A 12,881-nucleotide genomic window follows, 5' to 3' on the forward strand; every position below is an offset into this window, starting at 1 on the left:
CCCTTTAATTAAGCCATTTCTTTTGCTTTAGCAATAACTTCTTCGATGCGGCCAACTAGACGGAAAGCATCTTCTGGAAGTTCGTCATATTTTCCAGCTAGGATATCCTTGAATCCTTGGACTGTTTCTTTAACTGGTACATAAGATCCTTTTTGACCAGTGAATTGTTCAGCCACGTGGAAGTTTTGTGACAAGAAGTTTTGAATTCTACGAGCACGGGCAACGATTACTTTTTCGTCTTCGCTTAATTCGTCCATACCCAAGATGGCAATAATATCTTGAAGTTCTTTATACTTCTGTAAAGTCGATTGCACTTGACGAGCCACTTTATAGTGCTCAGCTCCAACGATCTCTGGGCTAAGGGCACGAGAAGAAGACGCCAATGGATCAACTGCAGGGTAGATACCCATTTCAGAAAGTTTACGCTCAAGGTTAGTTGTTGCATCCAAGTGAGCGAAAGTTGTAGCTGGAGCCGGATCCGTATAGTCATCGGCAGGTACATAGATCGCTTGAATGGATGTAACCGAACCTTTATTTGTTGAAGTGATACGTTCTTGCAATTGTCCCATTTCAGTAGCCAGAGTTGGTTGGTAACCTACCGCTGAAGGCATACGGCCTAGTAGGGCAGAAACCTCAGAACCTGCTTGTGTGAAACGGAAAATGTTATCGATGAAGAAAAGAACGTCTTGTCCTTGTTCGTCACGGAAATATTCAGCCATTGTCAAACCGCTTAGAGCGACACGCATACGTGCACCTGGTGGCTCGTTCATTTGTCCGAATACCATCGCAGTTTTCTTGATAACACCAGAATCAGTCATCTCGTAGAAAAGGTCATTACCTTCACGAGTACGCTCACCTACACCAGCGAATACCGAGATACCGCCGTGCTCTTGTGCGATGTTATTGATAAGTTCTTGGATAAGTACAGTTTTACCAACACCGGCTCCACCGAAGAGACCGATTTTACCACCTTTGATGTAAGGAGCAAGTAAATCTACTACTTTAATACCCGTTTCAAGGATTTCAACAGACGTTGATAATTCCTCGAATGACGGCGCTTGTCTGTGAATTGGATCACGACGCACCTCTGCTGTAAGTGGTTCGAATAGATCAATGTTTTCCCCTAATACGTTGAAAACACGACCTAGAGTAACTTCACCTACAGGAACGGAAATTGGAGCTCCTGTATCAACAGTCTCTGCACCACGGGTTAAACCATCAGTGGAAGACATTGCTACAGTACGAACTGTATTATCACCTAGTTGAAGGGCTACTTCAAGAGTTAGTCCTGTACCAGACGCTGTATTTTCGATTCTTAACGCGTTATAGATCTTAGGAAGTTGTCCGTCTTCGAATTTCACGTCAACAACCGGACCCATAACTTGAGTAACGCGTCCTATATTCATTGTTTTCCCTCCTAACGTTGCTTATAACGACTATCGAGTTTATGGAACGGCCAAGCTTCGTCCGGGCCGACCGTCCCCTTTAATGTTTTTATTCTAAAGCTGCTGCACCGCCGACGATCTCTGTAATTTCTTGAGTAATCGCTGCCTGACGTGCACGGTTATATTGTAATGAAAGTGAGTCGATCAATTCTTTTGCATTATCGGTTGCACTTTTCATTGCAGTCATACGTGCAGAGTGCTCACTTGCTTTACCATCTAACAAAGCACCATAAATCAAACTTTCTGCGTACTGAGGCAATAATACCTCAAGGATTTCTTCTGCATTCGGTTCAAATTCATAAGAAGTCAATGTTGCATTGGAAGTATTGAAGTCAGCTAACGGAAGGACTTGCTTTTCCGTTACCTCCTGCTGGATTGGGCTGACATAATGGTTATAGTACATATAAAGCTCATCACACAGCTCATTCAGATATAAATTCACTGTTGATTTTGCAAGGGAGCTAATGTCAGCGAAAGACGGCTGATCGGGAACCCCAATTACTTCAAGCTCTACGTGCATATTACGGCTGACAAAGAAATCACGGCCAACCCTTCCGATTGCGATAATGACGAACTCATCATTGGATTTATGGCGTTCAAGAATGGTTTTATGAACGTGGCGAAGGATACTACTATTGTATGCCCCAGCCAATCCACGGTCCGATGTGATTACCAAGTAACCGGTTTTCTTAACTGGACGTGAAGTAAGCATTGGATGTGATGCATCCGTGCTTCCGTTCGCAATGCTGGATACCACTTCTTGAATTTTTTCCATATATGGAACGTATGCTTTAGCATTAGCTTCTGCACGGTTCATTTTAGAAGCAGATACCATCTGCATCGCTTTTGTAATTTGACTCGTCTTTTTCGTTGAAGTAATCCGAGACTTAATATCGCGTAAAGAGGCCATTCATTCTCACCACCCTTTTATAAATTAGTTAGACCTTTATTATTCAGAAATAACGAAGTTCTTTTTGAATTCGTTAATTGCAGCAACGATAGCAGCGTCTTCAGGAAGACCTTTAGTTGTGCGAATGTGATCTAATAATTCCGGATGAGAACGATCTAGGAACACATAGTATTCTTCTTCAAAACGAAGGATATCCGATACAGGAATATCATCTAAATGACCTTTAGTCAAAGCATAGAAAATCATGACTTGTTTTTCAACTTTGATCGGTTTGTTTAGGTCCTGTTTTAGAACTTCAACTGTACGAGCACCACGGTTAAGTTTTGCTTGTGTTGCAGCATCCAGATCAGAACCGAATTGAGAGAATGCTTCCAATTCACGGTATGAAGCCAAGTCAAGACGTAATGTACCGGCAACTTTTTTCATCGCTTTAATTTGTGCAGATCCACCAACACGGGATACGGATAGACCAGCGTTAATCGCAGGACGTACACCTGAGAAGAACAAATCGGATTGCAAGAAGATTTGTCCATCAGTGATGGAAATTACGTTTGTTGGGATGTAAGCAGAGATGTCGCCTGCTTGTGTTTCAACAAACGGAAGCGCAGTGATTGAACCGGCACCTAAAGTGTCATTCAACTTTGCTGCACGCTCAAGTAAACGGGAGTGCAAGTAGAATACATCCCCTGGGAATGCTTCACGACCTGGAGGACGGCGAAGTAGCAAGGAAAGTTCACGGTATGCAGATGCTTGTTTAGAAAGATCATCATACACCACAAGAACGTGCTTGCCTGCGAACATGAACTCTTCACCCATAGTCACACCAGCATATGGAGCTAGGTATAAAAGTGGTGCTGGTTGAGAAGCTGATGCAGATACAACGATTGTGTAATCCAAAGCACCATTTTTACGTAGTGTTTCAACAGTTCCACGAACCGTTGATTCTTTTTGACCGATAGCTACATAGATACAGATCATATCTTGGTCAGCTTGGTTAAGAATTGTATCGATCGCAACTGATGTTTTACCAGTTTGACGGTCACCAATGATCAACTCACGTTGTCCACGACCGATTGGAACTAATGCATCGATTGCTTTAATACCTGTTTGTAAAGGTTCATGTACTGATTTACGGTCCATTACGCCTGTTGCAGGGCTTTCGATTGGACGAGTTTTTGTCGTAGCGATCGGGCCCAGGCCATCTAATGGCTGTCCAAGCGGATTCACGACACGTCCGATTAATTCTTCTCCAACTGGCACTTCCATGATACGGCCAGTACGACGTACTTCACTGCCTTCTTTAATGTCTCTGAATGGTCCAAGAATAACAACACCTACGTTATTTTGCTCAAGGTTTTGTGCTAATCCCATTGACCCATTGGAAAATTCTAAGAGCTCCCCAGACATTGCATTATCTAAACCATGAACGCGTGCGATACCATCACCAACAGTGATAACCGTACCAACATCGCTTACTTTAATTTCCGACTGATAGTTTTCAATCTGCTTTTTAATCAGCGCACTGATTTCTTCAGCTTTGATGCTCATGAATTTCACCCCTATCTGTGAATATTAACCTAATAGTTGTTTGCTAAGGCGATCTAACTTACCGCTAATCGTCCCGTCATATATACGGTTACCGATTTGTAATTTGATGCCGCCAAGGATATTGCTATCCGTAATATTAGTAATGCGTAAATTTCTTTTGCCAATTTTCGCTGCAAAAGATGAAGACACAGCTTCCACTTCCGTTTCAGTCAATGGACGCACTGTATAGACCGTTGCATCAGCTACTGAGTTTTCTTCATTCGCAAGTTCAATGAACTCTTGTGCCATTGCTGTCACTTCATCTGTACGATGACGCTCCACCATCAACATCAAAGTGTTTTGAACGGAAGAAGAAAGGCTTGCAAATGCATTTGCAATCAAAGCGGCTTTTGCATCTTTAGTCATTTTAGGATGAGCCAGGAAGCTTAATAGCTCATTATCATTTGTAAAAACTTCATTCACTATGCGAAGCTCTTCTTCAAGTTGGTTAATGAGATTTTGCTCTTTCGCAATTTGGAAAAGGGCAACGGCATAACGCTTTGCTACTGTTATATCGCTCATTTCCCTTCTCCTGCCTCTTGAATGTAGTCATTGATCAATTGCTCTTGATCTGCTTCGGATAGTTCTTTTTCTATTACTTTAGAAGCAATAAGTACGGATAAAGATGCCACTTGCTCGCGTAATGCCGTAATGGCTTTTTCTTTTTCCTGTACGATTTCACGCTTAGCCGTTTCTTTGACGCGTTCAGCTTCAAGGCGTGCTTGATTCACGATCTCTTCACGCTGTGCTTCACCTTGAAGTTTTGCGTTTTCTATAAGTTGTCCCGCTTCAGTGCGAGATTGTTTTACGATTTCACGTTGTTCTTCTAAATATTTAAGTGCTTCTTGTCTGCTAGCTTCAGCTGCTTGAATTTCATTTGCAACATGTTCTTCACGTTGAGTCATGATGCCCATTAGAGGACCCCATGCAAATTTCTTCAGCAACGCTAACAAAATGATAAACATTACTAATTGGTATAACATGTCTCCGCCATTAAAGCCATGAGACGTTGATCCAAGTACAAAGCTGCTTGTTAACACGCTTGGTTCACTCCCTTCACGAGTTTCACTTCTTAAAGCGTTCATTATATATGAACTTTAGAAAACTATGCTCTTAAACTGTATAAAAACAGGATTGTGGACATAAAGGAAAGGCGAAGGTTCACATGGAACGAACTTCGCCATTTTTGAACTTTTTGAAGGTTCTATTAACCACCATATACCATAAACGCAATTACTACCGCGATGATAGGCATCGCCTCAACTAAACCTACCCCGATGAACATTGTTGTTTGAAGCATACCGCGAGCTTCTGGTTGACGAGCGATACCTTCTACTGTTCTTGAAACGATAAGACCATTACCAATACCTGCACCTAGTGCTGCTAAACCAATTGCAATTGCTGCTGCAAGAAGACCTACTGAACCTGTCATTATAAATATCCTCCTTAGATTGTATCAAAATTTATTTTTTTAGTTCTAAATGAACTTATAATTAATGGTCGTCACTGACTTTATGAGACAGATAAACCATTGTTAACGTGACAAAGATAAACGCTTGGATACTACCGACGAAAATACTATAGCCTTGCCATACTAATGTAGGCACAATTGCACCAATAAATCCGGCAGCTCCACTAAATGCTAGAGATCCCGCTAATAGACTCAGCAAAACTTCACCAGCATAAATGTTACCATATAGACGCAGACCAAGTGTCAAGGAGTTTGTAAATTCCTCTACAAGTGTCATTGGGTTTTTATAAGCTTTAAAGTAACCCTTGGCGCCTTTCATTTTTATAGCATAATAATGCGTTAAACCTAAAACCATGACTGCAAGAGTCAATGTGATAACTGGGTCGGCTGTTGGCGATTTCCACCAAAGCACTCCATCGTAACTAATTGCAAACGGAAGACCTAGCATATTGGACACAAAAATGTACATCAGCAAAGTCATACCAAGCAGTTGAAACTGACCACCTGTTCTCCAGTCCATGTTACTATTAATAATACCCTTAACGAAATCCATAATCCATTCCATGAAATTCTGCATGCCAGTTGGCTTCATTGCAAGCTTACGTGTACCAAGCACAGCAAGTATGAACACAACTAGACTGGCAACTGTAATCATCAGGACGTTACTCAAGTTAAAGGTAAGACCCATAAATTCTTGTAAGGGTGCTTCATGATTCAACTATATTCACCTCTCTTCCCCGCTATCGACGTATTAATTGGATGAAAAAATCTATAAAAATGACAATATAAGCTGTCATTAATCCCCATACAACACTTATCAGATGAAAATGCTCCGGAAATTCCAATGCAATGAGTACCGCTAGACCTGCGGATGCCATTCGAGTCATCGTCCCAAGAGATTTAGTTTTCTTTCCTTCATCGAGCGCCTGACTGAACTTTTTCATTTTCTGATTGATCAGCCATAAATTGTATAAACTCAAACTCGTACCCAGTATAAGCCCAGCAAAAACGGCTTGATAACTCGTAAGTCCCCATCCAACAACATAAACCGCCAGAAGAAAAATTATATATTTACTCTGCCTGTTGAACATGATTTTCATTTCTGGCATTTTTCATTTAATCTCCTGAGAAATATTTTCGTACTGAATGAAGCATTGCTTGTAAACCTAGCAAGTCCACAAAGAAGGCCAATTACTAATAGCAGCGGTTCGAATCTTAGGTTCTGACAAGTAAATGAAGATACCGAACAAAACTGATCCGACTATTTGAGAAAGAATCGCTGACATCAAAGTCATAGCCATTTTAGACGGCAAATCATTTGACGCAAGTTGCATCCTCGCGGTTGAATTTGGTGGAGGATAGAAAACATTTCATGCTGTAAAAATCTGCATGCCGGGCTACTGAAAACCCTCTCATTTTACATCCTTTGTTAGCATACAATAGGCTAGAATCATTGTCAATGAGTGGTTAGTGAAATTTGTCACAGGTTTGTGATTATTAACGAATTGTTCACAAATTATCTTTTTTCTACTATTGACATCCGTTTTATTTTACTTATTGTCCTCTGTTCACTCAATAAGTAACGTCTTTTCTATCCGATCTTCCCTTCCGCCCCTTCTCGCAAAGATTATCGCTTTATAAACTCCTTTAGGCGGCAAGTCCTTTTTCAATACATCTTTTTTGATCAAACCGGAAGGTGCCGATCTCGACCAATCCAAATATCCAGCGAATTTCAAGGTATCTTCCTCATAAAGGGCAATACCGAATTCTTCGGCCCCCCGCGGAAGGTACATTTCGTATCGATATGTGCCTGCCTGGTCCCCTTGGCCAAAATCAAATCCCATTACCCTTGGATAATCAGGCTCTTCTTTTACATATAAATAAGGAAGGGATATTCTTTTGGTTCCTTCCATTATAATGAGGTATCCATCAAAGACTCCCTTTTTAAGTTCGGCTGGGTTGACCTGCAGCCCCACTTTAATCTGTTTCTTTTCCTTCGGATTCAAAGTAAGGGATTTCGGCAATTCCCATGTGAGTCCCGTCTCTTTTAATGGGACCATAAAAGAGTATTTCCTCATTTTCGTTCCGGTATTTTCTATGACTATCGTTTCATGATGCTCTTCAATTCCTTCTTTCTTTGTATACATTCCAAAGGACAATGAGCTGGGATTCAAGAGCGTGTCCGCTTTTAGTGCTTCGTCGACCTGAATGCGTCCTGCCCCCTGTTCATATGTGTGATAAAATTGATTCGCAGATTTCCTCAATGGCTTGGAAGTGCTCATCAATGCAGATTTCACTTGATCAGGAGTCCAATCCGGGTGTTTTTGCAGGATTAAAGCGACCGCTCCTGCAACATGCGGTGCGGACATACTTGTTCCATCCAGGGACATATATCCTTTAGGGACGGTGCTTTCAATTTCCACTCCCGGTGCCAATACGTCAGGCTTTATTCCCCATGATACGGTTACCGGGCCCCTGGAGCTAAAATCCGCGAGCCTATCCTGCTCGTTCTTATAAACAAATTGAACGGTTTTGCTCTGCCCTTGCTCCATGATTTGCTTAAGCCGCAATCCATCTCTTCTATTAATAGAAGCGGCGGGGATGTTCATTTCCTTTTCCAAGCTTCCAGTAAAGGTCCCGCTCGTATTATTATAAACAATTACCCCCTTTGCACCTGCCTTTTCTGCATTGGATACTTTCTGCTGAAAGGTAAGTGTCCCACGTTCCATTAAAACAATCTTATCCCGAACATGTTTCAGGTCTTTTTCATTACCCAGTCCCCCAAATATGACATCCTCGGAAAACGTCAAATTCCATTTTTTAGAGCCTTGAAACAAGGTTAAATGCGATTGATGCTTTTTCGATCCAAGTCCGTAAATCATATACGGAACCCTTAATGGAGGAGTCGATGCCCCAACGGAAATCGCTTTTTCCGCTGTTCCGGGTGAGCCGACGGTCCATACAGCCGGACCGGAATTCCCGTTTGATGTCACGGCAACGATGCCGCTTTCCACAGCCTTATTCAATGCAAGGGAAATAGGTAAATCAGGGCCATTGACGTTATTGCCAAGAGAGAGGTTCAATACATCCACCTTATCCTTCATGGCTGACTCAATAGCCGTCAAGACTTGATCCGTATCTCCTGCACCACCTGGTCCCAAAGCTCGATAAGCATATATCTCCGCTTCTGGTGCGACACCTTTCATTTTTCCATTTGCTGCAATGATGCCTGCCACATGAGTACCGTGTAATGTATTCAGGTCGCCTTGATTTTTTGTTTCCATCGGGTCTTCATCACCATCAACCAAATCCTTGCCACCTTTATAAGCTCGTTGCAAATCTGGATGTGTATAATCAATGCCAGTATCGATTATCCCTACTTTTACGCCTTTCCCGGTGATCCGGTGATTCTCCTTATCAAAGAAACCCCTGACCCTGCCTCCTCCTATGTATGGGACACTTTTATCCAGCACGGCTTGATAAACGGATACTTCCGTTACAGCCTGAATTTCGTCCTCCTTTTTAAGTTCTTCTATCTCATTCATTTTCCCATGAAGGGAAAATCCATTCAGGGCAACCGAATAAACATTCCGTAATTGAAGGGATGGATACTTTTCAAGAAGTTTTTCGATCTTTTTTCGTTGAAACGCCTTATCCATCGTGACAACAACCGTTACTTCCTTAGATTCAGATAGTTTTGGTAAAGGCGGCAGAAGGACGGATGCCAACCCCTTATCATTTTGATAAATAAATACAAATAGGAAAACAAACACTATGAACATTTTTTTTCCCAACATAATCATCCCCTTAGCAGTTATCTTTTCTCAACAACCTTGGAGTATGCAAATAAAAAAGGAAAAGCACATGGCTTTTCCTTTTTTTATGAGTCAAATCTAGTTGGTGGCAAACTTACTTGCTTAAAATAATAACGGATGGCTTCAGCTATTCGGACCGAAGCGTTTCCGTCCCCATATGGATTCGAGGCTTTGGACATTTTTTCGTGCACCTCTTGATCGGTGAGCAACTCATGTGCCAAATTATATATGGTTTGTTCATCAGTACCCGCCAATCTTAAGGTTCCAGCCGCAATCCCCTCAGGACGTTCGGTCGTATCCCTTAAAACTAGGACAGGTACACCAAGTGACGGTGCCTCTTCCTGGATTCCTCCAGAATCAGTCAAAATCAGATAGGCCCTTGAAGCGAAGTTATGGAAATCCAAAACATCCAGCGGCTCGATCAAATGAACCCGCGGATCGTCCCCGAGAATATCATTTGCCAACTCCTGAACAAGCGGATTTAAGTGGACAGGATATACCACTTGAACATCATCATGCTCCGCGATGATTCTCTTCACGGCCCTGAAGATGTTCCTCATGGGTTCCCCTAGATTTTCCCTGCGATGGGCGGTAAGCAAAATGAGCCTGTCTTCTCCAAGTCCATCTAAAACCGGATGGGAATACGTGGACCGTACAGTCGTTTTTAAAGCATCGGTTGCCGTATTTCCCGTCACGAAGATATTGCCCTTCTTGTTTTCGTTCAGCAGATTCTCCTCCGCTTTCGAAGTCGGGGCAAAATGCAAATCCGCCATCGTACCGGTAAGTTGTCGATTCATCTCTTCCGGATAGGGGGAATACTTATTCCATGTGCGCAGCCCCGCTTCTACATGCCCAATGACAATCTGATTATAAAAAGCTGCCAGACTTGCAACGAACGTTGTTGTTGTATCTCCATGTACAAGAACAATATCAGGCTTAGCTTCCTTCATTACGGAATCAAGACCATTTAATGCTCTTGTTGTAATGTCAGCAAGCGTTTGCCTTTCCTTCATTATGTCCAAGTCATAATCCGGCTGAATGGAAAATAGTTCGAGAACTTGATCTAACATTTGGCGATGCTGAGCCGTAACAGCAACAATCGGCTTGAAATGTTCTGGGTGTTTTTGAAATTCGAGCACTAAGGGAGCCATTTTGACAGCTTCTGGTCTCGTCCCGAAAATGGTCATGACTTTTATCGGTATGTTCATTCGTGACACCTCAGTTTCTTTCCTTATTTTGTGCCGAATAAACGATCTCCTGCGTCTCCAAGACCTGGAACGATATAACCATGTTCATTCAGTTTTTCGTCAAGGCCGGCAATATAAATATCAACATCAGGATGGGCCTCTTTTAATGCGTCCACACCCTCTGGAGCTGCAATCAAACACATGAATTTAATATTGACTGCACCGCGCTTTTTAATGGAATGGATCGCTTCGATGGCTGATCCGCCAGTGGCTAACATCGGGTCAACGACAATACATTCCCTTTCTGCCAAATCACTTGGCATTTTCGCATAATATTCAACAGGTTTCAATGTTTCAGGATCACGGTAAAGACCAACATGTCCGACCTTTGCTGCAGGAATCAGCTTAATGATTCCGTCCACCATTCCTATGCCTGCACGTAAAATCGGGACGATTCCCACTTTTTTACCAGAAAGCATTTTCACTTTCGCCGTGCTTACAGGTGTTTGGATTTCCACCTCTTCCAGCGGCATATCCCTCGTGATTTCAAATGCCATCAATGATGCAACTTCATCCACTAGTTCACGGAATTCTTTTGTTCCTGTATTTATATCACGTATATAGGCTAATTTGTGTTGAATTAACGGGTGATCGAAAACATAAACTTTTCCCATTTAGCATCTCTCCAATTCCATTGCTTAGTTTTGCGCTTTTTTATGATTTCCCTAATCGAATAGAAAAATTTTCGTGTCTTTTTAAATTCACTTCAACCTATTTTACAGAAAAATGTTTCAATCTTCAATAAAGGTTTAGATGTCAGACCTATTTTCACTATTCGGATTCTTCTCACATACTGACCTTCCATAAGGTAAACAAAAAAACCGCTCCCTTTAAAAGGGAGCGGCTTAGATTAGATATTACAATGAAGGATATAATTCAAATTTGTTCGCTAATGATTCAACACGCTGTTTTGCTTCTTCAAGTTTAGCTGCGTCCTCATTATTTTTCAAAACAAGTCCGATGATTGCAGCTATTTCATCCATGTCTTCCAATCCGAAGCCACGTGATGTCACTGCCGCAGTCCCAATACGAATACCACTTGTAACGAATGGTTTTTCCGGATCATAAGGAATCGCATTCTTGTTCACTGTAATGCCGATTTCATCCAAAACATGCTCAGCGATTTTTCCCGTTAATCCTGTAGAGCGCACATCAAGAAGAATCAAGTGATTGTCCGTTCCATCAGAAACAAGTGTGAACCCTTCTTTCTTCAAACCTTCGCCCAAACGTTTAGCATTGTCGATGATTTGTTGTGCATACACTTTAAAATCATCTTGAAGCGCTTCGCCGAATGCAACAGCCTTTGCGGATATAACATGCATCAATGGACCGCCTTGAATACCAGGGAAGATGGATTTATCGATCTTCTTACCGAACTCTTCTTTACAGATGATCATCCCCCCGCGTGGTCCGCGAAGTGTTTTATGAGTAGTTGTCGTTACAAAGTCAGCATAAGGAATTGGACTTTGATGTAATCCGGCCGCAACTAAACCTGCGATATGCGCCATATCTACCATTAAATAAGCTCCGACTTCATCTGCAATTTCACGGAATCGCTTGAAATCAATTTCCCGTGGATATGCACTTGCACCCGCTACGATCAATTTCGGTTTGTGCTGACGCGCTTTTTCCAAAACATCATTGTAATCGATACGGTGATCTTTTTCGTCTACACCATATTCGACAAAATTGTAGTTAACACCACTGAAGTTAACTGGACTTCCATGTGTTAAGTGACCTCCATGCGAAAGGTTCATTCCAAGCACGGTGTCGCCTGTTTGAAGCACTGTAAAGTAAACGGCCATATTGGCTTGTGCTCCAGAGTGAGGCTGTACGTTCACATACTCCCCGCCGAAAATTTCTTTCGCACGCTCACGTGCTAGATCTTCAACGATGTCTACATACTCACATCCGCCATAGTAACGTTTTCCAGGGTATCCTTCTGCATACTTATTAGTTAAGACCGACCCTTGCGCTTCCATGACAGCTTCACTCACGAAGTTTTCAGAAGCAATAAGCTCAATTTTACTTCTTTGACGCCCTAATTCCAGTTGAATTGCGTTAAACACTTGCTCATCTTGCTTTGCTAAACGATTCATTCCGTAATTCCTCCTCAAATTGTGCGTGATTCGCTTTTTAGTATTTATGTGCAACATGCCTTCAAAAAAGCATGAAAAAGCCTTACCAATAATTATTAGAAAATTCTACTCCATTTTAACATGTCTAAATTAGAAGTGATAGTCTAATTTTATCGAACATTAAATGTTTTTTCATTTAAAATCGTTCGTATTTAACATCAAAATCATGGTAAATGGCCCTTTCACCCTATATTTCATGAGCGAAATCACCATTCTATCAGCCCTCCAAAGTAAAGATTTTTCTTGTGGACCTTATCTTCAGCTTTAC

General features: G+C 41.9%; 12 protein-coding genes. All 12 read right to left on the reverse strand.

The features are described from left to right. Positions 1-8: 8 nt before the first annotated feature. The 12 genes from atpD to J7E52_RS06350 all read right to left on the reverse strand — a co-directional run bounded on the left by atpD (position 9) and on the right by J7E52_RS06350 (position 12,574). On the reverse strand, positions 9-1,406 hold the full coding sequence (atpD, locus tag J7E52_RS06295; RefSeq protein ID WP_214744208.1) for a F0F1 ATP synthase subunit beta: 1,398 nt from the start codon (positions 1,404-1,406) through the stop codon (positions 9-11). A gap of 88 nt (positions 1,407-1,494) precedes the next feature. Next, on the reverse strand, positions 1,495-2,355 hold the full coding sequence (locus tag J7E52_RS06300; RefSeq protein WP_214744210.1) for a F0F1 ATP synthase subunit gamma: 861 nt from the start codon (positions 2,353-2,355) through the stop codon (positions 1,495-1,497). 39 nt (positions 2,356-2,394) lie between these two features. Then, a complete protein-coding gene (atpA, locus tag J7E52_RS06305; RefSeq protein WP_048685849.1) occupies positions 2,395-3,903 on the reverse strand; it encodes a F0F1 ATP synthase subunit alpha in 1,509 nt (502 codons plus the stop codon). Positions 3,904-3,927: 24 nt separating this feature from the next. Then, on the reverse strand, positions 3,928-4,464 hold the full coding sequence (locus tag J7E52_RS06310; protein WP_214744212.1) for a F0F1 ATP synthase subunit delta: 537 nt from the start codon (positions 4,462-4,464) through the stop codon (positions 3,928-3,930). Then, the gene (gene atpF / locus J7E52_RS06315) at positions 4,461-4,982 is read right to left on the reverse strand and encodes a F0F1 ATP synthase subunit B (RefSeq protein WP_048685855.1); all 522 of its coding nucleotides are present in this window, start codon (positions 4,980-4,982) and stop codon (positions 4,461-4,463) included. The genes J7E52_RS06310 and atpF overlap by 4 nt, the downstream gene beginning before the upstream one ends. A 167-nt stretch (positions 4,983-5,149) precedes the next feature. Beyond that, positions 5,150-5,374, reverse strand: a complete 225-nt coding sequence (gene atpE, locus J7E52_RS06320; protein ID WP_048685857.1) for a F0F1 ATP synthase subunit C — start codon at positions 5,372-5,374, stop codon at positions 5,150-5,152. 61 nt (positions 5,375-5,435) lie between these two features. Beyond that, on the reverse strand, positions 5,436-6,131 hold the full coding sequence (gene atpB, locus J7E52_RS06325; protein WP_137017338.1) for a F0F1 ATP synthase subunit A: 696 nt from the start codon (positions 6,129-6,131) through the stop codon (positions 5,436-5,438). A 22-nt stretch (positions 6,132-6,153) separates the two neighbouring features. After that, positions 6,154-6,522, reverse strand: coding sequence for an ATP synthase subunit I (locus J7E52_RS06330; RefSeq protein ID WP_048685860.1), 369 nt, complete (start codon positions 6,520-6,522; stop codon positions 6,154-6,156). A gap of 459 nt (positions 6,523-6,981) precedes the next feature. After that, the gene (locus J7E52_RS06335) at positions 6,982-9,210 is read right to left on the reverse strand and encodes a S8 family serine peptidase (protein WP_286197500.1); all 2,229 of its coding nucleotides are present in this window, start codon (positions 9,208-9,210) and stop codon (positions 6,982-6,984) included. A gap of 83 nt (positions 9,211-9,293) precedes the next feature. Further along, positions 9,294-10,436, reverse strand: a complete 1,143-nt coding sequence (gene wecB, locus J7E52_RS06340) for a non-hydrolyzing UDP-N-acetylglucosamine 2-epimerase (RefSeq protein WP_214744214.1) — start codon at positions 10,434-10,436, stop codon at positions 9,294-9,296. Positions 10,437-10,459: 23 nt separating this feature from the next. Next, positions 10,460-11,089 carry a uracil phosphoribosyltransferase gene (gene upp / locus J7E52_RS06345; protein WP_101223839.1) on the reverse strand — a complete coding sequence of 210 codons (630 nt, stop codon included), beginning with the start codon at positions 11,087-11,089 and terminating at the stop codon, positions 10,460-10,462. 243 nt (positions 11,090-11,332) lie between these two features. After that, positions 11,333-12,574: a serine hydroxymethyltransferase gene (locus J7E52_RS06350; RefSeq protein ID WP_053536892.1), complete on the reverse strand. Its 1,242-nt coding sequence runs from the start codon at positions 12,572-12,574 to the stop codon at positions 11,333-11,335. Positions 12,575-12,881: the final 307 nt, after the last annotated feature.

The organism is Bacillus sp. ISL-34, assembly GCF_018613325.1.
Taxonomy (GTDB): Bacteria; Bacillota; Bacilli; order Bacillales; family DSM-1321; genus Peribacillus.

Bases quoted from the DNA above. Each gene is read 5' to 3' on its own strand.
- atpD (WP_214744208.1), bottom strand. From the start codon at position 1,406: ATGAATATAGGACGCGTTACTCAAGTTATGGGTCCGGTTGTTGACGTG.
- J7E52_RS06300 (WP_214744210.1), bottom strand. From the start codon at position 2,355: ATGGCCTCTTTACGCGATATTAAGTCTCGGATTACTTCAACGAAAAAG.
- atpA (WP_048685849.1), bottom strand. From the start codon at position 3,903: ATGAGCATCAAAGCTGAAGAAATCAGTGCGCTGATTAAAAAGCAGATT.
- J7E52_RS06310 (WP_214744212.1), bottom strand. From the start codon at position 4,464: ATGAGCGATATAACAGTAGCAAAGCGTTATGCCGTTGCCCTTTTCCAA.
- atpE (WP_048685857.1), bottom strand. From the start codon at position 5,374: ATGACAGGTTCAGTAGGTCTTCTTGCAGCAGCAATTGCAATTGGTTTA.
- J7E52_RS06330 (WP_048685860.1), bottom strand. From the start codon at position 6,522: ATGCCAGAAATGAAAATCATGTTCAACAGGCAGAGTAAATATATAATT.
- J7E52_RS06335 (WP_286197500.1), bottom strand. From the start codon at position 9,210: ATGTTGGGAAAAAAAATGTTCATAGTGTTTGTTTTCCTATTTGTATTT.
- wecB (WP_214744214.1), bottom strand. From the start codon at position 10,436: ATGAACATACCGATAAAAGTCATGACCATTTTCGGGACGAGACCAGAA.
- upp (WP_101223839.1), bottom strand. From the start codon at position 11,089: ATGGGAAAAGTTTATGTTTTCGATCACCCGTTAATTCAACACAAATTA.
- J7E52_RS06350 (WP_053536892.1), bottom strand. From the start codon at position 12,574: ATGAATCGTTTAGCAAAGCAAGATGAGCAAGTGTTTAACGCAATTCAA.